The sequence below is a fragment of the Lysinibacillus sp. NPDC093216 genome (assembly GCF_050280325.1).
GTDB lineage: Bacteria > Bacillota > Bacilli > Bacillales_A > Planococcaceae > Lysinibacillus.
On record NZ_JBNNVB010000033.1, the window covers coordinates 1 to 24,188 of the forward strand.

At 37.1% G+C, this 24,188-nt stretch carries 29 protein-coding genes and 1 rRNA gene; 27 read left to right on the plus strand and 3 right to left on the minus strand.

Annotated features, from left to right (window positions below; all coding sequences use genetic code 11):
• From rrf to ACQKOG_RS23780, 8 genes are all read left to right on the plus strand, one after another.
• A 5S ribosomal RNA gene (gene rrf, locus ACQKOG_RS23745) occupies nucleotides 1-93 on the plus strand; the annotation flags it as partial.
• A 116-nt stretch (nucleotides 94-209) separates the two neighbouring features.
• Nucleotides 210-644 carry an SRPBCC domain-containing protein gene (locus ACQKOG_RS23750; RefSeq protein ID WP_427448378.1) on the plus strand — a complete coding sequence of 145 codons (435 nt, stop codon included), beginning with the start codon at nucleotides 210-212 and terminating at the stop codon, nucleotides 642-644.
• A gap of 268 nt (nucleotides 645-912) precedes the next feature.
• Complete coding sequence (locus ACQKOG_RS23755; protein WP_427448379.1) at nucleotides 913-1,506, plus strand: TetR/AcrR family transcriptional regulator; 594 nt, start codon at nucleotides 913-915, stop codon at nucleotides 1,504-1,506.
• Between the two features lie 187 nt (nucleotides 1,507-1,693).
• Nucleotides 1,694-2,230 carry an HXXEE domain-containing protein gene (locus ACQKOG_RS23760; RefSeq protein WP_370081853.1) on the plus strand — a complete coding sequence of 179 codons (537 nt, stop codon included), beginning with the start codon at nucleotides 1,694-1,696 and terminating at the stop codon, nucleotides 2,228-2,230.
• Between the two features lie 88 nt (nucleotides 2,231-2,318).
• Nucleotides 2,319-3,743 (plus strand): aminotransferase class I/II-fold pyridoxal phosphate-dependent enzyme, encoded by a 1,425-nt coding sequence (locus tag ACQKOG_RS23765; RefSeq protein ID WP_415732726.1) that lies wholly within the window; start codon nucleotides 2,319-2,321, stop codon nucleotides 3,741-3,743.
• Between the two features lie 17 nt (nucleotides 3,744-3,760).
• Entirely contained in the window at nucleotides 3,761-4,390 is a 630-nt protein-coding gene (gene tmk, locus ACQKOG_RS23770; protein WP_427448380.1) for a dTMP kinase, read from the plus strand.
• A 193-nt stretch (nucleotides 4,391-4,583) separates the two neighbouring features.
• Complete coding sequence (locus tag ACQKOG_RS23775; RefSeq protein WP_049667342.1) at nucleotides 4,584-4,913, plus strand: cyclic-di-AMP receptor; 330 nt, start codon at nucleotides 4,584-4,586, stop codon at nucleotides 4,911-4,913.
• Between the two features lie 47 nt (nucleotides 4,914-4,960).
• Nucleotides 4,961-5,401, plus strand: coding sequence for a YaaR family protein (locus ACQKOG_RS23780; RefSeq protein ID WP_370081859.1), 441 nt, complete (start codon nucleotides 4,961-4,963; stop codon nucleotides 5,399-5,401).
• A gap of 143 nt (nucleotides 5,402-5,544) precedes the next feature.
• Here the strand turns inward: ACQKOG_RS23780 and ACQKOG_RS23785 are convergent, their stop codons facing one another.
• The gene (locus tag ACQKOG_RS23785; protein WP_427448381.1) at nucleotides 5,545-5,706 is read right to left on the minus strand and encodes a hypothetical protein; all 162 of its coding nucleotides are present in this window, start codon (nucleotides 5,704-5,706) and stop codon (nucleotides 5,545-5,547) included.
• Between the two features lie 168 nt (nucleotides 5,707-5,874).
• Here ACQKOG_RS23785 and holB point away from each other — a divergent pair, with 168 nt between their 5' ends.
• The 6 genes from holB to rsmI all read left to right on the plus strand — a co-directional run bounded on the left by holB (nucleotide 5,875) and on the right by rsmI (nucleotide 10,000).
• Nucleotides 5,875-6,879 carry a DNA polymerase III subunit delta' gene (holB, locus tag ACQKOG_RS23790; RefSeq protein ID WP_402874722.1) on the plus strand — a complete coding sequence of 335 codons (1,005 nt, stop codon included), beginning with the start codon at nucleotides 5,875-5,877 and terminating at the stop codon, nucleotides 6,877-6,879.
• Entirely contained in the window at nucleotides 6,872-7,687 is an 816-nt protein-coding gene (locus ACQKOG_RS23795; protein ID WP_132364280.1) for a PSP1 domain-containing protein, read from the plus strand. The genes holB and ACQKOG_RS23795 overlap by 8 nt, the downstream gene beginning before the upstream one ends.
• 27 nt (nucleotides 7,688-7,714) lie before the next feature.
• Entirely contained in the window at nucleotides 7,715-8,071 is a 357-nt protein-coding gene (gene yabA / locus ACQKOG_RS23800) for a DNA replication initiation control protein YabA (protein WP_370081865.1), read from the plus strand.
• Nucleotides 8,072-8,134: 63 nt separating this feature from the next.
• Nucleotides 8,135-8,884 carry a tRNA1(Val) (adenine(37)-N6)-methyltransferase gene (locus ACQKOG_RS23805; protein ID WP_427448382.1) on the plus strand — a complete coding sequence of 250 codons (750 nt, stop codon included), beginning with the start codon at nucleotides 8,135-8,137 and terminating at the stop codon, nucleotides 8,882-8,884.
• On the plus strand, nucleotides 8,868-9,131 hold the full coding sequence (locus tag ACQKOG_RS23810; RefSeq protein ID WP_142510476.1) for a GIY-YIG nuclease family protein: 264 nt from the start codon (nucleotides 8,868-8,870) through the stop codon (nucleotides 9,129-9,131). Before ACQKOG_RS23805 ends, ACQKOG_RS23810 begins: the two co-directional genes overlap by 17 nt.
• Nucleotides 9,128-10,000 carry a 16S rRNA (cytidine(1402)-2'-O)-methyltransferase gene (gene rsmI / locus ACQKOG_RS23815; RefSeq protein ID WP_370081869.1) on the plus strand — a complete coding sequence of 291 codons (873 nt, stop codon included), beginning with the start codon at nucleotides 9,128-9,130 and terminating at the stop codon, nucleotides 9,998-10,000. Before ACQKOG_RS23810 ends, rsmI begins: the two co-directional genes overlap by 4 nt.
• Nucleotides 10,001-10,413: 413 nt before the next feature.
• On the opposite strand, the gene ACQKOG_RS23820 is transcribed toward rsmI, so the two are convergent.
• Nucleotides 10,414-10,692, minus strand: a complete 279-nt coding sequence (locus tag ACQKOG_RS23820; protein ID WP_004229214.1) for an AbrB/MazE/SpoVT family DNA-binding domain-containing protein — start codon at nucleotides 10,690-10,692, stop codon at nucleotides 10,414-10,416.
• Nucleotides 10,693-11,275: 583 nt separating this feature from the next.
• Between ACQKOG_RS23820 and metG the strand changes: the two genes are divergently transcribed.
• From metG to ACQKOG_RS23870, 10 genes are all read left to right on the plus strand, one after another.
• A complete protein-coding gene (gene metG / locus ACQKOG_RS23825; RefSeq protein ID WP_427448383.1) occupies nucleotides 11,276-13,252 on the plus strand; it encodes a methionine--tRNA ligase in 1,977 nt (658 codons plus the stop codon).
• 253 nt (nucleotides 13,253-13,505) lie between these two features.
• Entirely contained in the window at nucleotides 13,506-14,276 is a 771-nt protein-coding gene (locus ACQKOG_RS23830; RefSeq protein ID WP_370081875.1) for a TatD family hydrolase, read from the plus strand.
• Nucleotides 14,277-14,411: 135 nt separating this feature from the next.
• Nucleotides 14,412-15,623, plus strand: a complete 1,212-nt coding sequence (locus ACQKOG_RS23835) for a ubiquitin-like domain-containing protein (RefSeq protein ID WP_370081877.1) — start codon at nucleotides 14,412-14,414, stop codon at nucleotides 15,621-15,623.
• Between the two features lie 221 nt (nucleotides 15,624-15,844).
• Nucleotides 15,845-16,411: a ribonuclease M5 gene (gene rnmV, locus ACQKOG_RS23840; protein WP_370081879.1), complete on the plus strand. Its 567-nt coding sequence runs from the start codon at nucleotides 15,845-15,847 to the stop codon at nucleotides 16,409-16,411.
• Entirely contained in the window at nucleotides 16,404-17,285 is an 882-nt protein-coding gene (rsmA, locus tag ACQKOG_RS23845) for a 16S rRNA (adenine(1518)-N(6)/adenine(1519)-N(6))-dimethyltransferase RsmA (RefSeq protein WP_370081881.1), read from the plus strand. Before rnmV ends, rsmA begins: the two co-directional genes overlap by 8 nt.
• 157 nt (nucleotides 17,286-17,442) lie before the next feature.
• A complete protein-coding gene (gene veg / locus ACQKOG_RS23850) occupies nucleotides 17,443-17,703 on the plus strand; it encodes a biofilm formation stimulator Veg (RefSeq protein WP_370081883.1) in 261 nt (86 codons plus the stop codon).
• A 109-nt stretch (nucleotides 17,704-17,812) separates the two neighbouring features.
• A complete protein-coding gene (locus ACQKOG_RS23855) occupies nucleotides 17,813-17,995 on the plus strand; it encodes a small, acid-soluble spore protein, alpha/beta type (RefSeq protein ID WP_053594103.1) in 183 nt (60 codons plus the stop codon).
• Nucleotides 17,996-18,518: 523 nt separating this feature from the next.
• On the plus strand, nucleotides 18,519-19,385 hold the full coding sequence (ispE, locus tag ACQKOG_RS23860; RefSeq protein ID WP_370081886.1) for a 4-(cytidine 5'-diphospho)-2-C-methyl-D-erythritol kinase: 867 nt from the start codon (nucleotides 18,519-18,521) through the stop codon (nucleotides 19,383-19,385).
• A gap of 56 nt (nucleotides 19,386-19,441) precedes the next feature.
• Nucleotides 19,442-20,275 carry a pur operon repressor gene (gene purR / locus ACQKOG_RS23865; protein ID WP_079563681.1) on the plus strand — a complete coding sequence of 278 codons (834 nt, stop codon included), beginning with the start codon at nucleotides 19,442-19,444 and terminating at the stop codon, nucleotides 20,273-20,275.
• A complete protein-coding gene (locus ACQKOG_RS23870) occupies nucleotides 20,272-20,646 on the plus strand; it encodes a RidA family protein (RefSeq protein ID WP_142510486.1) in 375 nt (124 codons plus the stop codon). The genes purR and ACQKOG_RS23870 overlap by 4 nt, the downstream gene beginning before the upstream one ends.
• A 152-nt stretch (nucleotides 20,647-20,798) precedes the next feature.
• Here the strand turns inward: ACQKOG_RS23870 and ACQKOG_RS23875 are convergent, their stop codons facing one another.
• Nucleotides 20,799-20,984, minus strand: a complete 186-nt coding sequence (locus tag ACQKOG_RS23875) for a hypothetical protein (protein WP_402874734.1) — start codon at nucleotides 20,982-20,984, stop codon at nucleotides 20,799-20,801.
• Nucleotides 20,985-21,173: 189 nt separating this feature from the next.
• On the opposite strand from ACQKOG_RS23875, the gene spoVG reads away from it, so the two are divergent.
• From spoVG to ACQKOG_RS23890, 3 genes are all read left to right on the plus strand, one after another.
• Nucleotides 21,174-21,467: a septation regulator SpoVG gene (gene spoVG, locus ACQKOG_RS23880; protein ID WP_370081892.1), complete on the plus strand. Its 294-nt coding sequence runs from the start codon at nucleotides 21,174-21,176 to the stop codon at nucleotides 21,465-21,467.
• 207 nt (nucleotides 21,468-21,674) lie between these two features.
• Nucleotides 21,675-23,045, plus strand: a complete 1,371-nt coding sequence (gene glmU / locus ACQKOG_RS23885; protein WP_370081894.1) for a bifunctional UDP-N-acetylglucosamine diphosphorylase/glucosamine-1-phosphate N-acetyltransferase GlmU — start codon at nucleotides 21,675-21,677, stop codon at nucleotides 23,043-23,045.
• A 24-nt stretch (nucleotides 23,046-23,069) separates the two neighbouring features.
• Nucleotides 23,070-24,029, plus strand: a complete 960-nt coding sequence (locus ACQKOG_RS23890; protein WP_370047888.1) for a ribose-phosphate diphosphokinase — start codon at nucleotides 23,070-23,072, stop codon at nucleotides 24,027-24,029.
• Nucleotides 24,030-24,188: the final 159 nt, after the last annotated feature.

Here is a 24,188-nt window from a genome sequence, read left to right on the forward strand (position 1 = left end):
CACACCCGTTCCCATACCGAACACGGAAGTTAAGCTCTTTAGCGCCGATGGTAGTTGGGGGCTTCCCCCTGTGAGAGTAGGACGTCGCTAGGCACAAAGCAGCCACTGAGAAATCAGTGGTTTTTTTAATGTTTAAAAATCGGTAATAACGCCCTGAAAAATGTTAGAATTTAATTGATCTAAATGAATAAATAAAGGGGTGTATTGAAATGGCAACAGGATTATATAGTGAAAATATTCAAATTGAGAAAGTAAAACTACAAGAGTTTATTCATAATAAAGAGCAATGGGCTGTACTAATACCCGGTTATTTACATCATGAATTTCCAAATGAACAAAATATGATTTGGGTATTTAAAGGGGATTTTGGCATTATCCAAAAAGCTGTAAAGGTTGAGCTTATGTGCAAGGAATCAAACCCTAATCAAGTTATGTTTGATTTAGTAGGCTTATCAGACCCAATAAACGGTGACGGTTATTTTGAAATTACACAAGATCAGGATGGTACATGTCAGTTAGTAGGCAATTTAACAATGAAGGCAAGTGGTTTCTTAGCGGGCATGATGAATCCAATTTTAGAGAAGTTTGTACCGCAATTAGTTGAAAAGCTAGTACAAGGGATGGCGGTAAAAGCTAGTATCTAGTATGTTGTAGAGAAATTAGAGTTAAGTACATTTTAAAATAGTTTTTATTGATAAACGTGTAATATAAAGGATCGTTGCTATTAGGTGCAATGGTCTTTTTATATTTATCAGCAAAAGTAGTAAGAGATGACATGACATTATATTAAAACGTTTACGAGTCGGAACTGAAATCCTTTACGTTATTCGTACTTATTATATGGAATAACTTGACAGATCCCTTTGTGAAGTTTAAATTTGAGTAAACACTCAAAAAAGGTGGTGAAAAGGTTTGGTATCAAAGAAGGATAAAATTTTAGAAGCGTCATTAGAGCTTTTTACTAAAAAGGGCTTTACCGCAACGACTACTAAAGAAATAGCATTAAAGAGCGGAGTAGCAGAGGGGCTTATATTTTATTATTTTAAAGATAAAAATGAACTTCTTAATTATCTTATTCATGAGTTTTCATTTATTGGCTCACTACAAAATGAGATAAAAGAGCTTTCAAAGATGGAGCCATATCCAGCTTTAATTAAATTTGGCCAATTATATGCCAATTTTTTATTAGATCATAAAAACTTTTTAACTTTTATTTGGTCTCCAGAAATAGTACAGAATACAAATGTTAGTAAGGATATTGTGGGTTTTATAAATGCAATGGGTGAACAAGTCAGTTCATTATTGATAAGAGCTTCTTCATGTACTGTGGAAAAAAAGACGGTAGAAACAGCAGCTTCAATGTTTCTATCAACAATATTAACGCATGTTTTAATTGAAGAAAGAAAAACAGATAAAATGCCAATTGAAAATAATCATTATATTGAAGAGGTAGCTATGTTTATATTAAAAGGGATTCAAAATCCGGGCGCATTTGTTTATCTATAGCAAAAGCAATGCGACAGCGGTAATTATGCCAAGTCGAAATTGATATAAGTTGATTGAAGTGGAGATTAGATGCCCCTAGGAAAGCGCCCAATCGGAACGGAAATCAACCACACGTTATGATGAGAAGCTATTTTTTTTGAGAAATTTTGAGTAATTACTCAATATATTTTAGATAGGAGGAATCATCATGGAACAATGGGTAGGTATTCAAACACTTATTTGGTTATTTCCTATTATGTTTATTCTTCATGATTTTGAAGAAATTATTATGGTTGAAAAGTGGCTAAACAAGAATTCTATCATCTTGTACGAAAGATTGCCGAAAAACATTGCTGATCGGGTTATTAAACAGTTTTCGATGTCGACAGCGCAGTTTGCGGTAGCAGTCATCGTAATATTCATGTTTGTAAGTAGTTCCACTTTTGTGGCAAATCAGTATGTGAATCAAGGGCCATATGGAGATATCTACTTTTTTACTGTTGTTACACTAACCTACTTTCTACATGCGTTCACTCACCTTGCACAGTCTATATTTCTTCGTTCTATTACACCTGGTGCATTCACATCTTTGATAATCGTTATTCCATATAGTTTAATTTTGTATCATTCGTTATTAGTCAATAAAGTCATAACTTGGAACATTATTTTTATTTGCTTACCGTTTTGTCTTTTAGTGATCCCTATTGCATTACTAGCACATTGGATCGGGAAAAAGGTTATATGAATTTCACTTTATTTATCTTCAGCAAATGTTTTTGTAACGTAAGTGTTATAATTAACTAAGAGAATATAACGGAAATGGGTGTTTTGTTTTGCAAAAGAAAAGGCCGATTGTAGAAGGATTAGAGCGCTTTCGACAACAACAAAATATTTCCTTTCATGTCCCAGGGCATAAGCATGGAGAGCTGTCCCATCTTCCTCAGCCCTTTAAAGATGTAATGCGGTATGATGTGACTGAATTATCAGGTCTTGATGACTTACATCACCCAGAGGAAATGATATTAGAGGCAGAAAACTTGTTGGCAGATACATATGGGGCGATGAAAAGTTTCTTTTTAGTAGGCGGATCTACAATTGGAAACTTAGCGATGATTTATGCCACATGTAAAAAAGGAGATACGATTATTGTCCAACGTAATGCACATAAGTCTATATTTCACGCAATTGAGCTTGTTGGAGCAAAACCTGTATTTGTTTCCCCGCTATGGGATGAACGTACATTAACTGCAACACATGTTTCTTATAAAGATTTAAAAGGTGCAGTTGATGATTATCCAGTGGCCCGTGCTGTCGTATTAACGTACCCTACTTATTATGGTATGACATCTAAAGAAATGCAGCAGCAGATCGCGTATTGTCATGAGAAGGGTATTCCTGTTTTAGTGGATGAAGCACATGGTGCCCATTTTAGTGCATGTACTTTATTTCAACCATCAGCATTGACGTTTGGTGCAGATATAGTAGTACAGTCTGCACATAAAACACTACCTGCTATGACAATGGCATCCTTTATGCATGTTAATTCTGATTTAATCGATGTCGACAAAATAAATCACTATTTACGTATGTTACAATCTAGCAGCCCATCCTATCTTTTATTGGCTTCATTAGATGATGCACGTTATTATATACAGACATATTTGGAGAGTGACGGTGCATATATAATAGGAAAAAGAGATCAATGGGTTGAGGCATTACGAGCTATTGGCTCTTTGGAAGTTATTGAGGTAGACGACCCTATAAAATTATTGTTACGTGTTAATGGCTATAGCGGTTTTCAATTACAAGAGGCATTGGAAGCAAAGCATGTATATGCAGAACTAGCAGATGCAAATCAAGTATTGCTTGTGCTACCTTTATTGAAACAGGGACATAACTATCCATTTGCAGAAATACGCGTTCGTATTAAGGATGCTATAACATTGTTAGTAAGTACACCAAAGGCAGAAATAATAACGGCTTCACAAACAGCCTATAATTTTGTAGCTATTACGGAACCAGCCTACACATTTGAGGAAATTGAAAAGGCAGAAAAAGAATGGTTACCGTATATGCGAACAATAGGACGTATCTCTGCTAATATGATTATTCCTTATCCACCAGGCATTCCATTGCTTGTTCCTGGAGAAAAAATAACAGTAGCAAAGCTAAGCCAGCTAGAGGAGTTACTGGCTTGTGGTGCAACGTTCCAAGGAAATCACCGTTTAGAAGAAAAGATGATTGAGATCATTAAATAGTTGGAGGCAATAACAGCATGAATTGCAATTTATTTATTACATTTGAAGGTCCAGAAGGTGCTGGGAAAACAACAGTTATTCAAAAAATAGCCGAGCGACTTGCAGAAGAAAATATTGATGTATTAGCAACGAGAGAACCTGGTGGTATTGAAATTGCTGAGAAAATTAGGAGCATTATTTTAAACCCTGAACATACAGCCATGGATGAGCGTACAGAAGCATTATTATACGCAGCAGCAAGAAGTCAGCATTATTTTGAAAAAGTACGACCTGCGTTGGATTCTGGTAAAACGGTTATTTGCGATCGATTTATCGATTCTTCATTAGCATACCAAGGATATGCGCGTGGTATCGGCGTTGATGAAGTATTATCTATTAACGAGTTTGCAATCGGTAAGATGTTACCCGATATGACAATATTATTTGACCTTGCACCAGAGGTTGGCTTGGCACGGATTCATGCTCATGGAGAGCGAGAAGTAAATCGCTTAGATGTCGAAAGTTTAGCTTTTCATAAGAAAGTTCGGGAAGGATATTTACAGTTAGTAGAGCGTTACCCTGAGCGTATACATGTCGTCAATGCGGATCAAAATATTGAGCGTGTTGTTGAAGATGTATGGTCATTAATATATGAAGCAATACAGTAAATGCATGAAGTTGTCTACCACAATGTGATATAATGGTAACATCAATAATCATTCAGCAATGTTTTCTGCGCGAAAGCAAAGCGACAGCGACAAATGTTTTCTGCGCGAAAGCGAAGCGACAGCAGCTGAATGCGGATAGATAAAAGGTAACTAAAATTTATTTAGATGAATTTTATCGAAGGGGTGAGTGCGAATGAAGTTAGTCGTAGCTGTAGTGCAAGATCAGGATAGCAGCCGCTTATCGAATGCTTTAACGAAAAATCAGTTTCGTGCAACTAAATTAGCGAGCACAGGAGGATTTTTACGCTCTGGAAATACGACGTTTCTTATTGGGACGGAAGACTCTCTCATACCTAAAGTTTTAGATATTATTCGTGATAATTGTCGAGCACGAGAACAAATGGTTGCCCCTGTTTCGCCATTAGGCGGGAATACAGATTCCTATATACCTTATCCTGTAGAGGTAGAGGTAGGAGGAGCCACAGTTTTTGTATTACCAATTGAACAGTTTCATCATTTTTAAGCACAATATATGTATTTGATAAAGAAAGCAAGTGGGGGCGAAACAGCTTGAAGATCAATCAAGATATACGTGTCGGGTTAAATACTAATCGTAAAGAGCCACTGCATAACAATAACCTAAATAACCGATTTGGAGATATGGTCGTCAAGCAAGGAACCAAATTACAGACTGAACAGCTTACACGATTGCTAGGGGATATTTCTACAGCAGGTGATCGTGTTGCAAGATCACGTAATTTACGAGAACTTGCTCGTTTTAAAATGCTTGTTAAACGATTCCTACAAGAAACGGTAGAGCATGGTATGGATTTAAAGCAATCCCATACTTGGAATCGTTTTGGTGAAGGAAGACGCTTGAAAATAATTGAAACTATTGATACGCGTCTTGTAGAGCTTGCGCAAGATATTTTAGATGAAGAAAAGGAAGCAATTGACCTTCTTGATAAAATCGGTGAGATTAAAGGCTTATTAATTAATTTGTATATGTAAAACCCGTGTCTCGTTCTCTTGTAGGCGCGGGCTTTTTTCAAATCTATTCAGCAGCCAAATTTATTTGTTGAATGACATAAAACTAATCTATCTGCTCTAAAGCCGCAGATATTTCTGTACTAAAATTGGTTCATCACCAAAATTTATGGATGACTTTTGTTAAAACGTCTACTATGTAAATAAGTTGATTGGAGTGGAGGCTGGGCGACTCCTTGGGGATTAGCGATAGAGGAACGAAGGCTAAAAGCATCACGTTCTGTGATAACACCTTCGTGACCAACATCCTGTTGCCCCAAGCGGCTCATCGGACGCCCCCAGGAAGCTCTGCTCTGCGCGAAAGCGAAGCGTCAGCAACAACAAAGCGCCCAGCCGGAACGGAAATCAACCACACGTTTTGGTGATGATCCATAAAATTGAGCAATAGGAAACAATTATGCTATGAGCGTAATTGATATAGGAAGGAATTTAAATTTATGGCCAAGAATGTTGAAGAGCTATTCACACTGCAACCAGTCGTAATGAAGCAGCTTCAAACGATTTTTGACAAAAATAGATTAGCACATGCATACATTTTTGATGGCGAAAAAGGGACAGGCAAAGTAGATATTATGCAGTTTTTTGTCAAATTAATGCTATGTGAGCAACCAAGTCAAAATGTTCCATGTGAAACATGTCGAAATTGCAGACGTGTTGTTTCGGGTAATCATCCAAATATTCATCAAATTTATCCAGAAGGTCAATTTATAAAAATTGATCAAATACGTGATTTAATTGCAGAAATGAAGATGATGGGTGTTGAAGAGGGACGTAAGATTTATGTACTTCATCATGCAGATCGTCTCAATATTGCATCTGCAAACATGATACTTAAATTTTTAGAGGAACCAGAGGGTGAAGTAACTGCAATTTTGTTAACGGAGCAAATGCAGTCAATTTTACCAACGATTCGTTCTCGCTGCCAGCATGTTAAATTCCAAAAAATGCCCCGACACATATTATTAAAGCATTTGCAAGATAGCAACATTTCTTACTCGATGGCTTCTACAGTGAGCATGCTGACGAACGAGCTCGAAACAGCTATGATTTTAGCAAATGATGAGCAGTTTGCACATGCTCGAAAAACAGTGTTAAAATTAGTAGAGGCAATTCGTCAGAATGTACATGAGGCAATGCTTGTTGTACATGAAGAATGGTTGCCACTGTTTAAAGAAAAAGGCGAGATGGAGCAGGCATTAGATTTACTACTATTTGCTTACCGTGATATAGTGTCAATAAAAGCTAATCCCGAAGTAGCTTGTACTTACCCAGACATGTTACAAACATTTAAAGAAGCTGCGCTACATTCGACTTATGAACGTCTATCTAGTCAAATGGAGTCTATTTTACAGGCACGTTCATCTTTACAGCGTAACATGAATAGGACGTTAATGATGGAGCAGTTAATGCTAAATCTGCAGGAGGGATATACATTTGTATAATGTAGTGGGAGTCCGTTTTAAAAAAGCGGGTAAAATATATTACTTTGATCCAGCATCATATCTACTCGAGGACAGCCAATATGTCATTGTAGAGACAGCTCGCGGTGTAGAATATGGTAAAGTAGTTGTCCCCCAAAAGGTTGTTGGGGATAATGATGTTGTATTACCACTTAAACAAGTTCTACGACCAGCGGATGAACGTGATCGTATCCAAGTAGAGGAAAATGCAGCCGAATCAAAGCATGCATTTGAACTAGCAAGCGCAAAAATCATTGAGCATAATTTAGAAATGAAGCTCGTTGATGTTGAATATACATTTGATCGTAATAAAATCATCTTTTATTTTACGGCTGAAGGACGCGTTGATTTCAGAGATCTTGTAAAAGATTTAGCTTCGGTTTTCAGAACACGTATCGAACTTCGTCAAATTGGTGTTCGTGATGAGGCGAAGTTGTTAGGTGGCATTGGTCCGTGTGGCCGAATGCTTTGCTGCTCAACGTTTTTAGGAGATTTTGAGCCGGTTTCTATTAAAATGGCTAAAGATCAAAACTTATCTTTAAATCCATCCAAAATTTCAGGTCTTTGCGGTCGTTTAATGTGCTGCTTGAAGTATGAAAATGATGAATATGAGGAAGCAAAAGAGGGTATGCCAGACGTTGGTGATATGACGATGACACCAGATGGCCGCGGTAAAGTTGTAGGTTTAAATGTACTGGAAAGACTCATTCAAGTATATTTACAAGAGCAGGAGCGCACAGTCGAGTATACATTAGAAGAACTGCTAGCATGCGAAAAAAATCTTATTTAAGATAGAGAATTGGACGAGGTGGCTTGGGTGAAGGACCGTAATTTCTTAGATACCGTTATGGAGTTCGAACAACAGCTCGAAGCAATGCAGGAGCAATTTAGTGCATTGAAACAATTTGTAGCGTTAATGATGGAGGAGCATAAAGCACTCGAAACAGAAAATCATCACCTTCGTACACGTCTAGAAGAACTACTTTCTAATGAAAACTCTGTACAGGCTTCTGATGTGAAGAAAGAGAATCCGTTAGATATTGGCGAAGGTTATGATAACCTAGCACGTTTATACCAAGAAGGCTTCCATGTTTGTCATGTTCATTTCGGAAGTTCCCGTAAAGGTGAAGACTGTCTGTTTTGTCTATCATTTTTAAATAAACAAAATGTGTAATAGAAGGCTGATTCCCACTATAGTGGTGTCAGTCTTTTGTTTTGTATAGTAGGAGGAAGAAACATGGAAAATTGGTTGAAGGGTGATGAACGATTAGACTATTTATTAGCTGAGAATTTACGTATTATTCAAAGTCCCTCGGTCTTTTCGTTTTCATTGGATGCAGTGCTACTTTCAAAATTTATCAATGTCCCATATCATAAAGGGAAAATTGTTGATTTGTGCTCAGGTAATGGTGTAATTCCACTTTTTCTAAGCGCCAGAACAAATGGACATATTACAGGAGTAGAAATTCAACCACGTTTATTTGATATGGCTGAGCGAAGTATCCGTTACAATAAGTTAGAAGAACAAATTCATATGGTTCTTGGTGATGTGAAGGAAATTCCTAAGGAGCTTGGTATTGAAAAATATGATGTTGTAACCTGTAATCCACCATATTTTTTAGCACATGAAGCTAGTGATAAAAATTTAAGTGAGCATTACGCTATTGCACGTCATGAACTATATTTAACCCTAGAGGAAGCAATACAATCAGCAAGTAAATTATTAAAGCAAGGCGGAAAGGCAGCTTTTGTTCATCGTCCTGGTCGATTACTAGATATTGTTACGGCAATGCGTGCAAATCGCTTAGAACCTAAACGTATGCAATTTATTTATCCGAAAGAAGGTAAGGAGGCCAATACACTATTAATAGAAGGAATTAAAGATGGTAAGCCTGATCTGAAAATATTACCGCCCCTGTATGTTTATAATTCGGATAATGAATATACAGCAGAAGTGAGAGAAATCCTTTATGGAAAAGAGCAATAGCCATTATTTTTATGTGTTAGAGTGTGCCGATCAATCCTTTTACGCTGGCTACACGAATAATGTAGACAGGCGTGTCGATGTGCATAATGCTGGTAAGGGAGCAAAATATACGAGAGCGCGAGGTCCAGTGGAATGTATTTATGTAGAGGAATTCGATACAAAACAAGAAGCGATGCGCGCAGAATACGCTTTTAAACAGCTAACACGAAAGCAAAAAATGAAATATATAGGGAGGGATGACGCATGAAATCTCAGAAAAGTACAATGCACGGTCATACAGGTTGTTTATATTTAGTGGCAACGCCTATTGGTAACCTAGAGGATATGAGTGTACGTGCGTTACGTATTTTAAAGGAAGCAGATATTATTGCTGCCGAGGATACACGTAATACAAAGAAGCTATGCAACTACTTTGATATAGAAACACCACTGATAAGCTATCATGAGCATAATTTAGAGGTGGGGGGAGAAAAGCTATTAGCCTTCTTACGTGAAGGAAAAACAGTCGCATTAGTTAGCGATGCTGGTCTACCTTGTATTTCCGATCCAGGTGCAGATATAGTCGAAAAAGCTATCGATCAAGACTTTCCAGTTGTGCCGGTGCCAGGTCCCAATGCTGCAATATCAGCATTAATCGCTTCTGGATTAACACCGCAGCCATTTTTCTTTTACGGATTTTTAAATAGAGGAAAAAAGGACCGTCGACAGCAATTAGAGCAACTAAAAAAACGTCAGGAAACTATTTTGTTTTATGAGGCTCCTCATCGTTTAAAGGACACTTTAAAAGATATGGAATCTATTCTTGGTAATCGTCGAATCGTATTAGCTCGTGAGTTAACTAAAAAATTCGAAGAGTTTTTACGTGGTACGTTGGCTGAAGCAGTGGAATGGTCACAAACGGAGGAAATTCGAGGGGAATTTTGTATTGTCCTTGAAGGTAATGAGAATGCCGAGGAAGAAATTAACGAAGATGCTTATTGGATGACAATGTCTGTCGTTGAACATGTCGATTATATTATTAATGATACAGGCGTTACATCAAAAGAAGCTATAAAGGAAGTAGCAAAACTACGTCAAGTAGCTAAGCGAGAAGTCTATAATGAATACCATAGTTAATGGAAAGAAAGAGGTTGCCTAAATAAGGCGACCTCTTTCTTTGTATATCTAATCAAATAGATGACTCATCACAATAACGTGAGGTTGATTTACGTTCCGGCTGAGCGCTCTATTGCTGATCCCCAAGGAATCGCCCAGCCTCCACTCCAATCAACTTAACTTCATAGTTTTACAAATGTCACGCCTAACCTTTAGTGAGGAGCATATAAATCAAATAAATTGATAATAATTGTAAAAAATAGTATCCTTAATCATAAAAGGTCTGACATGGACATTATAAGGGACTCGAAAATTGGGTATATTATATTTATCTTCTATTAAATGAAGATAACGCCTCCAGATGCATCAAGCCAAGGCGAAATTGATAAAAAAAAACCTAAATCACTGTGCTTGATTTAGGTGTGTATATCAAATTATTTTTTTAAGTTAGATTGGATTTCTTTCACTAACATTTCTGCGCCTTCAGGGCTTAAAATTAATTTGCCTCCAACTAGACGGAAGTTATCATCAGAAACTTCACCAGTTACAGCACATGTCATGTTTGGCATATATTTTTTTAAGATGATTTTGTCATCATCCACATAGATTTCTAAAGCGTCTTTTTCTGCAATACCTAGTGTACGGCGAAGTTCGATTGGAATTACTACACGTCCTAATTCATCGACTTTACGAACGATTCCTGTTGATTTCATAATTATTTTTCCTCCTAATGTAAAAAAGTTATATTGGTATTTCGTCAAATTTCGACATAATTTCCTTGTCTGATAGTTATCATACCAAGTAATGCCATAAACGTCAATTAATTAATACACTAATATTATTGTTTTGAAAAAATTTTTTGAGGAGAAAACAGATATTTTGCTTATTTTAAAAGGTTTTTATTATATATTTTAATTTATAGTAAAAAAGCTTCTCATTTAAGACATTAAATGGATTGGTTCTATCATTCGACATTTTTCGCGCGCGATGAACTATCAATCAATTATGCCTCGGCATAATTGCGTCCGGAATTGGCTTTGTGCCAGGCCTGCAGATGTTTTTTGTGCGAAAGCGTAGTGCTAACGCAGCGGCAGCAACTTGTTTTTGTCTGTGCGAAAGCGAAGCGTCAGCAACAGCACCGATGCTGGTCACTAAGGCGTTTTCACAGGATGTAAAAGTCTTAGCCTGAGTTCCTCTATTTCAGCGGGTGTTTGGACACCCGCTGAAAGAAGTTGAAACGAATTTCGTACTTAGTTAGAATAGATAGTATACTGTGAAACAATGGAGGCAGTTCTTGTGAGCGAACAAAACAAAACATTCTATATAACAACCCCTATTTATTACCCAAGTGGGAAATTCCATATCGGTACAGCGTATACAACTGTAGCATCAGATACAATTGCACGTTATAAACGTTTACGTGGTTATGATGTACGTTTCTTAACGGGAATGGATGAGCATGGGCAAAAGATTCAAGAAAAAGCTGCAGAAGCGGGCAAACATCCTCAAGAATACGTGAATGAAATTGCAGATGCTGCGAAAAAGCTTTGGGCATTGATGGACATTTCATACGATGACTTTATTCAAACGACGCAAGAGCGTCATACGAAAACTGTCGAAAAGATTTTCCAAAAGTTTTTAGATAATGGTGATATTTATAAAGGTGAGTATGAAGGTTCGTACTGTACACCATGTGAATCTTTCTTTACTGAGACACAATTAGTAGAGGGTAACTGTCCAGACTGTGGTCGTCCAGTACACAAAGTTAAAGAGGAATCTTACTTCTTTAATATGAAGAAATACGCAGATCGTCTTTTAGCTTATTATGAAGAAAACCTTGAATTTATTGAGCCTGAATCTCGAAAAAATGAAATGATTAATAACTTCATTAAACCAGGGCTAGAAGATTTATCTGTTTCAAGAACTTCATTTGATTGGGGCATTAAAGTTCCAGGAGACCCTAAACATGTAATTTATGTATGGGTAGATGCCTTAACTAACTATATAACGTCATTAGGATATCTTTCGGAGGATGAAACATTATTCAATAAATATTGGCCGGCAGATGTACATGTAGTTGGTAAAGATATCGTTCGATTCCATACTATTTATTGGCCAATTTTCTTAATGGCACTAGATTTACCACTTCCTAAAAAAGTATTTGCCCATGGTTTTATAATGATGAAAGACGGTAAGATGTCTAAATCAAAGGGCAATGTTATTTATCCTGAAATGTTAATAGAACGTTATGGTTTAGATGCGACACGATATTTCCTATTGCGCGAGTTACCATTCGGATCTGATGGTGTATTTTCGCCAGAATCATTTGTTGAACGTACAAACTTCGACTTAGCAAACGATTTAGGCAATTTATTGAATCGTACTATTTCAATGATTAATAAATATTTCGACGGCATTATTCCAACTGAAAATCTTCAGTCGACAGAATTTGATGCGGCTTTAAAAGAGCAAGCTAAATCGGTACGTATTAAATATGAAGAAAGTATGGAAAAAATGCAATTTAGTGTCGTATTAGCAGACGTATGGACACTTGTTTCAAGAACGAATAAATATATAGATGAAACTCAACCGTGGGTGCTAGCAAAAGAGGAATCAGATAAGCCAAAATTAGGAGCTGTTATGCGAAATTTGGCGGAGAGTTTACACCAAATTGCTGTCATGTTACAACCATTTATGACATCTACTCCCAAACGAATTATTGAACAATTAGGCTTGGATGACAAATTCTTAGCATGGGAAACAATTGAAACATTCGGCAATACTATTCCAGCAAACATTAAAGTGGTAGAAAAAGGGATTCCCATTTTCCCTCGTTTAGAGAATGAAGTTGAAATTGCGTATATTCGTGAAGAAATGCGTGGTTCAGTGAAAACTCTACAAGTGGAAGAAACAAAAAACGAGCAAAAAGCTGCAGAGGTTCCAGAAATTCCTGAAATTACTATTGATGATTTTATGAAAGTTGATTTACGTGTAGCTACTGTAACAGCGTGTGAAACTATTCCAAAGGCAGACAAATTATTAAAGCTTCAAGTGGATCTTGGATATGAGCAACGACAAGTAGTTTCAGGTATTGCAAAGTTTTATTCTCCAGATGAATTAATTGGTCAAAAAGTGATTGTAGTCTCTAACTTAAAGCCAGTTAAATTACGTGGTGAATTATCACAAGGAATGATTCTAGCTGGTGAAAAAGATGGGATTTTAAAATTAGCATCGGTTGATCCGAAACTAGAGAACGGCGCAAAAGTAAAGTAATAAATTTTAGGAATGCCTGCTGAATGTAAAAAGTTCAGCAGGCTTTTAAAATCCGTCTTGAAAATGAGTGTTTTATTATCTTGAAATAATTTATACACATTATTCATTGAGGTTTTTTAGGTATATAGTAACAAAAGCGGTGTCTGAGGTTATGAGTAATGTTATAATACTAAATTGTTTGTAACAAAATTGTAACACTGATGAAAAATATGAAATAATAATTTCTAATAAAATCTATGTTAGGAGAATGACGATGTTTATTGATACACATGTACACTTAAATGCAGATCAGTATGAAGAAGACTTACAAGAGGTTATAGATAGAGCTCTTGAAGCCAAAGTAGAAACAATGGTTGTTGTTGGTTTCGACCGCAAAACTATAGAAAAAACAATGCAACTGGTTGAACAGTATGATTTTGTTTATGGTGTCATTGGTTGGCACCCTGTCGATGCCATTGATTGTACAGAAGAGGATTTAAATTGGATTGAGAAATTAGCAGCACATCCAAAAATAGTAGGTATTGGTGAAACCGGGTTGGACTATTATTGGGATAAATCCCCGAAAGATGTTCAACAAGCACTTTTTCGCAAGCAAATTCATTTAGCGCAAAAGCTGAATTTACCAATCATTATTCATAACAGGGATGCTACTGGAGATGTTGTACAAATTTTACGTGAAGAAAACGCTGCTTCCGTGGGAGGCGTTATGCATTGTTATAGTGGCAGTGTGGAAACCGCACAAGAATGTATTGCTATGAATTTTATGATTAGTCTTGGTGGGCCGGTGACATTTAAAAATGCACGAATGCCGAAAGAAGTGGCGACAGAAATACCTTTAGAACATTTGATGATTGAAACTGATGCACCGTATTTAGCACCTCATCCATATCGAGGAAAACGTAATGAGCCAGCTTTAGTGCCATTAGTTGCAGAAGAAATTGCCCGTTTAAAAGGATTAACGATTGAGGAAATTGCACAAGTAACGACAGCCAATGCGAAAAAATTTTTTAGGATTGACAATTAACTAGCTGAGATGCCTCCAATACTGGGTTTGTGGTTGGCTAAAAAGGGAATGTCAATTTTCTTTGAAATACATTCGGGTTGACAGTGCCAAATCTAGTACGTATAATCCAACTTTGTATTAAGGAGGCGTTTTTTCATGTCAAATAATTCCATGAAAAACTTGTTCTTAGGATCATTGAGGAGTAAGCAAACAGTGATAAGCATTATTTCACTTGTCCTGTTTGTATCTGTAATTTCATTTGTACTTTATCAAGGTACTAAAAAGTCCGTAACGCTTGATGCGAACGGAGAAACAATCGAAGTAACAACACATGCCAAAACTGTAGAACAATTATTACAAGATCAAAATATAGACGTAGCAGAGCATGACAAAATATCACCCTCTCTGAACACCAAAATTGTTAATGGATTAGCAATTTCATGGGAACAGGCAAAAGAAGTAACTATTTCAGTTGATGGAAATCAGTCAAAAGTTTGGACAACTGAAACACAAGTGAAAGACATTTTGAAAGAAGCAAATATTGAAGTATCAGAGCATGACTCATTAGTACAAGGTCTAGATACAGAAGTAGGAGCAGACAACAAGATCGATATTCAAAAGGCGTTTCAAGTATCGCTTGTCGATGGCGTAAACGAGAGACAAGTATGGTCCACTTCGACTACGGTCGCTAACTTTTTAAAACAACAAGGAATTCAACTAAATGAATTCGATCGTGTCGAGAATAACCTGAAGGACGTAATCACTCCGCAGAGTAAAATCACAGTAGTTCGCGTAGAAAAGGTTATCGATGTAGTGGAAGAATCTTTAGATTTCGCAATTGAAAAGAAGCAGGATGCTTCATTGCAAAAAGGAAAACAAAAAGTTGTAACAGCAGGCCAAAAAGGATTAATGACTAAAACATATGAAGTTGTGAAAGAGAATGGCCAAGTTGTAACTAAAAATTTACAATCAGAGAAAGTTGTAAAAGAATCGCAAAAGCAAGTGGTTGCAGTAGGTACTAAAACTGTAGTAGCTAGCGCAGCGACTGTATCACGTGGTTCATCAGAGCCAGCTAGTGGTAAAGAATTTTATGTAACGGCAACCGCTTATACACCTAATTGTAGCGGCTGCTCGGGGATATCTGCCACTGGGATTAATTTGCAATCAGGATCTGGGTTGAAAGTAATAGCTGTAGACCCTTCTGTTATTAAGCTCGGTTCAAAAGTTTGGGTTGAGGGCTATGGAACAGCTATTGCAGGAGATACTGGTGGTGCAATTAAGGGTAATCGGATCGACATACTTGTACAATCTGAATCCCAAGCTAGTAATTGGGGAGTAAGGAAAGTGCGTATAAAAGTATTAAATTAAAAAAATTGTAAAATTAATCAAAATGTTTTTCACTATTATTAGCTTTCCTGTTTTGACTGGCGGGAAAGCTTTTTTATTTTTTTCAGTAATTTGTTCTAGAGAATCAACAATAGCAAAATCAAGGCTGAATATTATAAAAGATGAATAGCCGGGTATTTCTGTACAATCGTACAGTGCAGTTGTAAAATGGTCTGAAGATAAGGTAGAAAAGAGGAGCCTTTTTGCAAATAAAAGAAATCATTGTTGTTGAAGGAAAAGATGATACAACAGCTATTAAGCGAGCTGTACAAGCAGATACTATAGAAACAAATGGATCGGCTATTTCAGAGGAAACACTGAAGAGAATTCAACATGCACAGGATAAAAGAGGTGTTATTGTTTTTACTGATCCAGATTATCCAGGACGTCGAATTCGTTCCATTATCGAGGAGCATGTAAAAGGTGTAAAACACGCTTTTTTACCGAAAGCCAAAACAATTGCGAAAAACGGTAAAGGACTAGGCATTGAGCATGCAGCAGATGAAGATATACGCGAGGCACTGCAACATGTCTATACCCCAAATGAGATTGAGCCAACCACAGATGATATCACTCTCGAAGATTTAATGACGGCACATTTAATTGGCCATCCACGGGCGAAGACTCGACGTGATCGTCTTGGAGAAATTTTGAATATTGGTGCAACAAACGGCAAACAACTTCATAAAAGATTGAAAATGTTTCAAATTACAGAAAAGCAATTTGGTGCGGCAATCGCACAGTTAGATCAGGAGGAAAACGATGCATAAGGATATTGCAACACCAATTAGAACACAGGAAATTTTAAGAAAATATGGATTTTCATTTAAAAAAAGCTTAGGTCAAAACTTTTTAATAGATCCGAACATTTTACGAAATATTGTTAGTCATGCAAATTTAACTGAAAATAGTGGCGCAATCGAAGTTGGTCCTGGCATTGGAGCATTAACAGAGCATTTAGCAAGAAGTGCAAAAAAGGTTGTATCTTTTGAAATTGATCAGAGATTATTACCTGTATTAGAAGACACACTTAGCCCATATAATAATGTAACTATTGTACATTCAGATGTTTTAAAGGCGGATGTGGCTAAAGTAATTCAGGAAGAGATGCCAGGTATTGAAGATATTATGGTTGTAGCGAATTTACCTTATTATGTGACGACACCAATTTTAATGAAATTACTTAATGATCGTTTGCCGATTCGCGGTTTCGTTGTCATGATGCAAAAGGAGGTTGCAGATCGTATTACAGCTAAGCCTGGAACGAAGGAGTACGGTTCTTTATCAATTGCGATTCAATATTATGTAAAGGCTGATATTGCCATGACGGTACCGAAAACTGTTTTTATGCCGCAACCAAACGTGGATTCTGCAGTGATCCGTCTTATTAAGCATGATGAACCTCCAGTAAACGTAATTGATGAGGATTTTTTATTCGTTGTTACTCGTGCGTCGTTTGTACAACGACGAAAAACAATCTTCAATAATTTACAATCAGGTTTACCAAATGGTAAGGTACACAAAGAAAAAATTATGGATGCTTTAAGAGCGGTAAATATTGAACCAACACGTCGAGGAGAGACCCTAACCATTCAAGAGTTTGGAAAATTAGCCGATGCACTATACCCTACATTTGCAAAGTAAAAAATTTTTGTTAACTTTTTTGAGTATAAGTAAAAAAACATGTCTTTTTTATGAAAAATAAGTTGACAACATTAATTAGAGGCTGATAAAATAATATATTTTGTTGACATTTTTGGGCGAATCGCTTATACTATTTATTAGTGAGGTGTAAGCGAAAATGCCAAAAACTTTAGCGGACATTAAAAAGTCGTTGGATTGTCATTTGGGTAAACGTTTGCAGTTAAAAGCAAACGGAGGTCGCAAAAAAACGGTCGAGTGTGCAGGGGTATTGCGTGAGACATATCGCGCTATCTTTGTAGTTGAGCTTGATCAAGAAGACAATACGTGCAAGCGCGTATCGTATAGCTACACAGATATTTTAACTGAGGCAGTAGAGATTACATTTTTAGACGAAGCACAAGCTGCTATCGCAAAATAGTTTCTAGTACTTATTTCTATATTTTGAAACACTCATGTATAAAAACTGCATGAGTGTTTTGCGTTTTCTGGGGCATACTAAAATCGTCAGTTGTTAAGGAGGAGTTTATATGCCTAGAAAAGGTATCATGTCACCTCGTTTAAAGGAAGAGATCGCTAAAGAGCTTGGATTTTATGATGTTGTGCAACGAGAAGGCTGGGGCGGCATAAAAGCTCGAGACGCCGGTAATATGGTCAAACGTGCCATCGAAATGGCTGAAAGAGCAAGTAGTGAGCAAGAGCATAATAAGTAGCCTCTTTGTGAAAATAGACCACTTATTATTTTGAAACTTCAATTACAGGGATGAAAACTTCCTGTATACACAACAACACGACTGACGAAAGAGAACCGTTACACCAAATAGGGGTATACGGTTCTTTTTTTCCATTTTCACATTCCCATTATGGTAAAATAAAATGAATAATCTTGTGAAAGATGAATGACAGGTTTATCTTCATTCAGAAAATGTTTTATATAGCGAAGTGAACGCCAGCTACTGATGTTTTGTAACAGTTACAGAAGACTCCTACATCTAAAGACGGACAAAGTGTAATTTCTATTCAGTGTGTATTAAAATATCAAACTGAATGATCTGTCAGATGTTACGGTTTAAAGGACAAGCTAGGAGGTTAGCCTAACTCCATGCGATAAGGCTTATTAACCTGCATCGGTAGCTTTAATTTAAAATTAGGAGCATTGTTTATCTGTGCGAGGCGAAGCGTCAGCCAATTGCGCTAATGCGTAATTGATAAGTGTAGCTATAAGGAGGAAGAAAGATGCTTTATGTAAAGGCGCCTGCAAAAATAAATTTAACATTAGATGTGCTTTATAAAAGACCAGATAATTTTCATGAGGTAGAGATGGTCATGACAACTGTGGATTTAGCTGATCGTATCTGCCTAGAATCTCGAGAAGATGGCGTAATTGAAATAATTTCTACTGATAATTTCGTGCCAAATGATCACCGAAATTTTGCTTATCAGGCAGCGCGTCTAGTTAAAGATACATACGGCATTGGACAAGGTGTATCCATTACTATAGAAAAGGAAATACCAATCGCAGCAGGGTTAGCAGGTGGCAGTAGCGATGCGGCTGCTACACTAAAGGGTTTAAATGAGTTGTGGAATTTAGGGTTATCTATAGATGAGTTAGCTGAATTAGGTGCGAAAATTGGTTCGGATGTTTCATTTTGTGTCTATGGTGGCACAGCATTAGCAACGGGGCGCGGAGAAAAAATTCAGGAATTGCCTGCACCACCAAACTGTTGGGTAGTCTTAGCTAAGCCTAAAATAGGTGTCTCTACTGCAGAGGTATATGGAGGATTAAAGGTTGAAGGGTTAGAACATCCAAATACGAAGCAAATGATTCATGCTATTGAAACGGAAGATTATGAGCTACTATGTGCATCATTAGGGAATGTTTTGGAAACTGTAACTTTTAAGCTACATCCAGAAGTAGTAATGTTAAAGGAACAAATGAAGCGCTTTGGAGCAGATGCAACATTAATGAGTGGAAGCGGTCCGACGGTGTTTGGTTTAGTGGATAGTGAAGCTCGAGTGAGCCGAATTTATAATGGTTTACGTGGTTTTTGCGAAGAAGTATATGCTGTTCGGATTTTAGGTGAGCGAAATTCGCTTGCTTAAAACCGCAAATTTATGTTAATTTTACCTATAAATATTCGTGTTTAGGAGAGGGTCGCATGAAATGGAAGCGTAGTGAACGACTAGTTGATATGACGTACTATTTACTAGAACATCCACATCAGCTGATCCCGCTAACTTATTTTTCTGAACTATATCAATCTGCAAAGTCTTCTATTAGTGAAGATTTGACGATTGTAAAAGAAACTTTCGAAGAAAAAGGAATCGGGTTATTGATGACAGTACCGGGCGCTGCAGGAGGAGTTAAGTATATTCCTAAAATGTCCGAGGCTGAGGTCCGTTTAGTTATTCATGATTTAAAGGCGGAGCTTGAGCATTCAGATCGTTTGTTACCGGGCGGTTATTTATTTATGACGGACTTACTCGGCAATCCAGATTTAATTAATCGAGTGGGAAAGGTATTTGCATCCGCATTTGCTGATCAACAAATTGATGTCATAATGACTGTCGCAACAAAGGGGATTTCTATTGCCCACGCAATTGCAAGACATTTAAATGTACCAGTTGTTGTTGTCAGAAGAGATAGTAAGGTAACTGAAGGCTCTACAGTCAGCATCAACTATGTATCTGGTTCTTCCAGAAGAATTCAGACAATGGTATTATCAAAAAGAAGCATGAAGAGTGGGCAACGAGTGCTTATTACTGACGACTTTATGAAGGTCGGTGGTACAATGAACGGCATGAAAAATCTATTAGAGGAATTTGACTGTCAGCTAGCTGGTATTGCAGTGCTTGTAGAGGCTGAGCATGCAGACGAAACTTTAGTAGATGATTATTATTCACTAGTAAAGCTTCATGAGGTCAATGAAAAAGACCGTACAATTGCACTAAGTGAAGGTAACTATTTTTCTAAAAGGGGAAATGACAAATGAAAGTAGTAGCAACAACAAATGCACCAGCAGCAATTGGACCATATTCACAAGGGATTATTGTAAATGGCATGTTTTATAGCTCAGGTCAGATCCCACTAACAGCAACAGGCGAATTAGTGGAAGGTGATATCACTGTTCAAACAAATCAAGTATTTGCAAATTTAAAAGCAGTTCTAGCTGCTGCTGGATCATCTTTGGACAATGTTATTAAAACAACCGTTTTTATGAAGGATATGAACGACTTTGTTGCAATGAATGAAGTATATGCTAGCCACTTTGGCGATCATAAACCAGCTCGTTCAGCCGTAGAGGTTGCACGTCTACCAAAAGATGTGAGAGTAGAAATCGAAGTTATTGCCATCGTTAAATAAGGAATTTTTTAAGCTCACTAGAAGAGAATCTTTTAGTGGGCTTTTTTTATAGCAATGTTTTCTGCGCGAAAGCAAAGCGACAGCGACAAATGTTTTCTGCGCGAAAGCAAAGCGACAGCGACAATACGCCAAGGGGAAGTGAATATTCTAAACTACAAGTAGTATCGCTGATAAAGTAGTGAAATCGATGATAGAATTCCAATAATCGCTGATAAAAATGGAAAAACCGCTGATAGAGTTCCAATAATCGCTGATAAAAATAAAATAACCGCTGATAAAACCCCAACAATCGCCGATAAGGAGCAAATCGCTGATAAAACTCCTAAAAGTATTACCAAACTGAAAAGTAACACCCATAGAGGGTGACTGACAAACAATTGACAAAATTTACGTATAAAAAAGGAAATATTATACTAATAAGTATTCAAATTTTTTAGAAAATTTGATAGACTAGAAAAAGGAAAATATTCGGTAATAAAGAATATTATATTTTCATTTAGGCATCTAAGAAGAGAGGTGGTGAGAAAATGGAAGTTACTGATGTAAGATTACGTCGTGTACAGACGGATGGTCGCATGCGTGCGATTGCTTCCATTACACTCGACAATGAGTTCGTAGTTCATGATATTCGTGTGATTGATGGCAATACAGGTTTGTTCGTTGCTATGCCAAGTAAACGAACGCCAGATGGTGAATTTAGAGATATTGCGCATCCTATCAATTCTACTACTCGTAATAAAATTCAGGAGATTATTTTAAACGAGTACCATAATTCAAGCGAGGTAGAAGCAGCAGAAGAATTAGAAGGAATTGGCGTATAGTTAAAGAGAGCTCTTCATAATTTGGAGAGTTCTTTTTATTTTGAGAATAAGAGAAAATGAGTAGTTTTAGGACATACATATTAACATTCGAGCATAAGGTGCATTTGATTTGGAAATTCATCTTTTTGTCAAGTCAACATGCCTTGAAAATAGATGGATTTTGCTATATAGTCATAAGAGAAAATGAGCGTATTGGAGGACTTACAGATGAGCAACATTTTTGCTGTCATTTTGGCTGCAGGTCAAGGTACACGTATGAAGTCCAAATTATATAAAGTGCTCCATCCAGTATGTGGGAAGCCAATGGTACAACATGTGGTGGATCACATTCAAACGTTAGATGTGAATCGCATTGTAACGGTTGTAGGACATGGTGCAGAAAAGGTGAAACAACAGCTTGGCGATAAAAGCGAGTATGTTTTACAGGCTGAACAGTTAGGGACAGCTCATGCTGTACAACAGGCGGAGGCAATTTTAGGTAGCGAAGAAGGGACAACATTAGTTGTTTGTGGCGATACACCACTTATTCGCCCTGAAACGATGCAAGCATTATTCGAGCATCATCAAGCAAAGAATGCTAAAGCAACGATTTTAACAGCTATTGCTGAAAATCCAACAGGCTATGGTCGTATTTTACGTGGCGACAATGGACAAGTGGAGCAAATTGTTGAGCAAAAGGATGCTTCAGCAGAGCAGCAATTAGTGAAAGAGATTAATACGGGCACATATTGCTTCGATAATAAAGCGTTATTTGAGACATTGAAGCTTGTGAAAAATGACAATGCTCAGGGTGAGTATTATTTACCTGATGTGATTGAAATTTTACAAAAACAAGGCGATGTCGTTGAAGCATTTGTAACGGAAGATTTTGAAGAAACACTTGGTGTCAATGATCGTGTTGCTCTGTCTCAAGCAGAGGCGCTAATGCGTACAAGAATTAATGAAAAGCATATGCGTAACGGTGTCACAATTATTAATTCAGAAGCAACATACATCAGCGCTGAGGCAATGATTGGTCGTGATACTGTCATCCAACCAGGTTCTATGATTGAAGGTACAACTGTTATTGGTGAAGATTGTATAATTGGGCCAAACACACAAATCATTGATAGCCGTATCGGTGACCGAACAACTGTACATTCTTCTGTTGTACGTGAAAGCGCTGTAGCAGAAGACACAGCTATAGGACCGTTTGCAAATATTCGACCACTTTCTGATATAGGTAGCCATGTGAAAATTGGTAACTTTGTAGAAGTGAAGAAAAGTAAACTAGGTAATGACACGAAAGTATCCCACTTAAGCTATATTGGCGATGCTGAAATAGGAAGCAATGTCAATATTGGCTGTGGTTCCATTACAGTAAACTATGATGGGAAAAACAAGTTCCAAACAATTATTGAAGATGATGTATTTGTAGGATGTAATACTAACTTAGTAGCGCCAGTGAAAGTTGGAAAAGGTTCATTTATTGCAGCAGGATCTACAATTACAAAAGAAGTTCCTGAGGATGCGCTAGCAATTGCTCGTGCAAGACAAGAAAACAAACCGAATTATGTAAGCAAATTAAATTCAAAATAATTATCAACTAAACAGGAGGCCATCATGCCGTATCATTATGCAAACTCACAATTAAAAATATTTTCACTTAACTCTAACAATCCGCTTGCTCAAGAAATTGCGCAAGAAATGGGTGTTGAATTAGGTAAATCTTCTGTTAAACACTTCAGCGATGGAGAGGTTCAAATTAGCATTGAAGAAAGTATTCGTGGTTGTGATGTGTTTATCGTGCAGTCTACTTCTGCGCCTGTAAACGAACATTTAATGGAGCTTTTAATTATGGTAGATGCTGTCAAACGCGCATCTGCTCGTACAGTAAACGTTGTAATGCCTTATTATGGATATGCTCGTCAGGACCGTAAAGCAAAAGCACGTGAGCCAATTACAGCTAAATTAGTAGCAAACTTACTTGAAACAGCTGGTGCAACACGTGTTATCGTTTTAGATTTACATGCACCACAAATCCAAGGTTTCTTCGATATTTTAATCGATCACCTGATGGCAGTGCCTTTATTATCTGATCACTTCAAATCAAAAGGTATCCCAGAAGAAGAAATCGTTGTTGTTTCCCCAGACCATGGTGGTGTAACACGTGCTCGTAAAATGGCAGAACGTTTAAAAGCACCTATTGCAATTATTGACAAACGCCGTCCAAAACCAAACGTTGCAGAAGTAATGAACATTGTTGGTAATGTTGATGGTAAAGTGGCAATCTTGATTGATGATATTATTGATACTGCTGGTACGATTACAATCGGCGCGGATGCATTACGTGCAGCTGGTGCGAAAGAAGTTTATGCTTGTTGTTCTCACCCGGTATTATCAGGCCCAGCAATCGAGCGTATCGAAAACTCTTCGATTAAAGAATTAGTTGTAACAAATACAATCCAACTTCCTGAAGAGAAAAAATCTCCAAAAATTACAGAGCTTTCAGTAGCTAAATTGATGGCAGATGCAATCTCTCGTGTCTATGAAAATAAATCTGTAAGTACTCTATTTGATTAATATAAATAAACAGATCCCAATATGTGGCTTATTAAGGACAAATCTACGTTTGTAAGTAGATTTGTCCTTTTTCTAGGTTTCTTTTGTTTGAATTTTCTTGTAAAAGGGTATATGGTAATTGTGACTTAATAATATTTACACTACTTTATAAAAAATAGT

Coding starts and splice junctions, on each gene's coding strand:
- glmU (WP_370081894.1), top strand. CDS start 21,675: ATGAGCAACATTTTTGCTGTCATTTTGGCTGCAGGTCAAGGTACACGT.
- holB (WP_402874722.1), top strand. CDS start 5,875: ATGGCCAAGAATGTTGAAGAGCTATTCACACTGCAACCAGTCGTAATG.
- ACQKOG_RS23760 (WP_370081853.1), top strand. CDS start 1,694: ATGGAACAATGGGTAGGTATTCAAACACTTATTTGGTTATTTCCTATT.
- rsmI (WP_370081869.1), top strand. CDS start 9,128: ATGAAATCTCAGAAAAGTACAATGCACGGTCATACAGGTTGTTTATAT.
- ACQKOG_RS23820 (WP_004229214.1), bottom strand. CDS start 10,692: ATGAAATCAACAGGAATCGTTCGTAAAGTCGATGAATTAGGACGTGTA.
- ACQKOG_RS23830 (WP_370081875.1), top strand. CDS start 13,506: ATGTTTATTGATACACATGTACACTTAAATGCAGATCAGTATGAAGAA.
- ACQKOG_RS23750 (WP_427448378.1), top strand. CDS start 210: ATGGCAACAGGATTATATAGTGAAAATATTCAAATTGAGAAAGTAAAA.
- rsmA (WP_370081881.1), top strand. CDS start 16,404: ATGCATAAGGATATTGCAACACCAATTAGAACACAGGAAATTTTAAGA.
- ACQKOG_RS23855 (WP_053594103.1), top strand. CDS start 17,813: ATGCCTAGAAAAGGTATCATGTCACCTCGTTTAAAGGAAGAGATCGCT.
- ACQKOG_RS23805 (WP_427448382.1), top strand. CDS start 8,135: ATGGAAAATTGGTTGAAGGGTGATGAACGATTAGACTATTTATTAGCT.
- veg (WP_370081883.1), top strand. CDS start 17,443: ATGCCAAAAACTTTAGCGGACATTAAAAAGTCGTTGGATTGTCATTTG.
- ispE (WP_370081886.1), top strand. CDS start 18,519: ATGCTTTATGTAAAGGCGCCTGCAAAAATAAATTTAACATTAGATGTG.
- purR (WP_079563681.1), top strand. CDS start 19,442: ATGAAATGGAAGCGTAGTGAACGACTAGTTGATATGACGTACTATTTA.
- tmk (WP_427448380.1), top strand. CDS start 3,761: ATGAATTGCAATTTATTTATTACATTTGAAGGTCCAGAAGGTGCTGGG.
- spoVG (WP_370081892.1), top strand. CDS start 21,174: ATGGAAGTTACTGATGTAAGATTACGTCGTGTACAGACGGATGGTCGC.
- ACQKOG_RS23775 (WP_049667342.1), top strand. CDS start 4,584: ATGAAGTTAGTCGTAGCTGTAGTGCAAGATCAGGATAGCAGCCGCTTA.
- ACQKOG_RS23890 (WP_370047888.1), top strand. CDS start 23,070: ATGCCGTATCATTATGCAAACTCACAATTAAAAATATTTTCACTTAAC.
- ACQKOG_RS23785 (WP_427448381.1), bottom strand. CDS start 5,706: ATGAGCCGCTTGGGGCAACAGGATGTTGGTCACGAAGGTGTTATCACA.
- ACQKOG_RS23810 (WP_142510476.1), top strand. CDS start 8,868: ATGGAAAAGAGCAATAGCCATTATTTTTATGTGTTAGAGTGTGCCGAT.
- ACQKOG_RS23870 (WP_142510486.1), top strand. CDS start 20,272: ATGAAAGTAGTAGCAACAACAAATGCACCAGCAGCAATTGGACCATAT.
- ACQKOG_RS23835 (WP_370081877.1), top strand. CDS start 14,412: ATGTCAAATAATTCCATGAAAAACTTGTTCTTAGGATCATTGAGGAGT.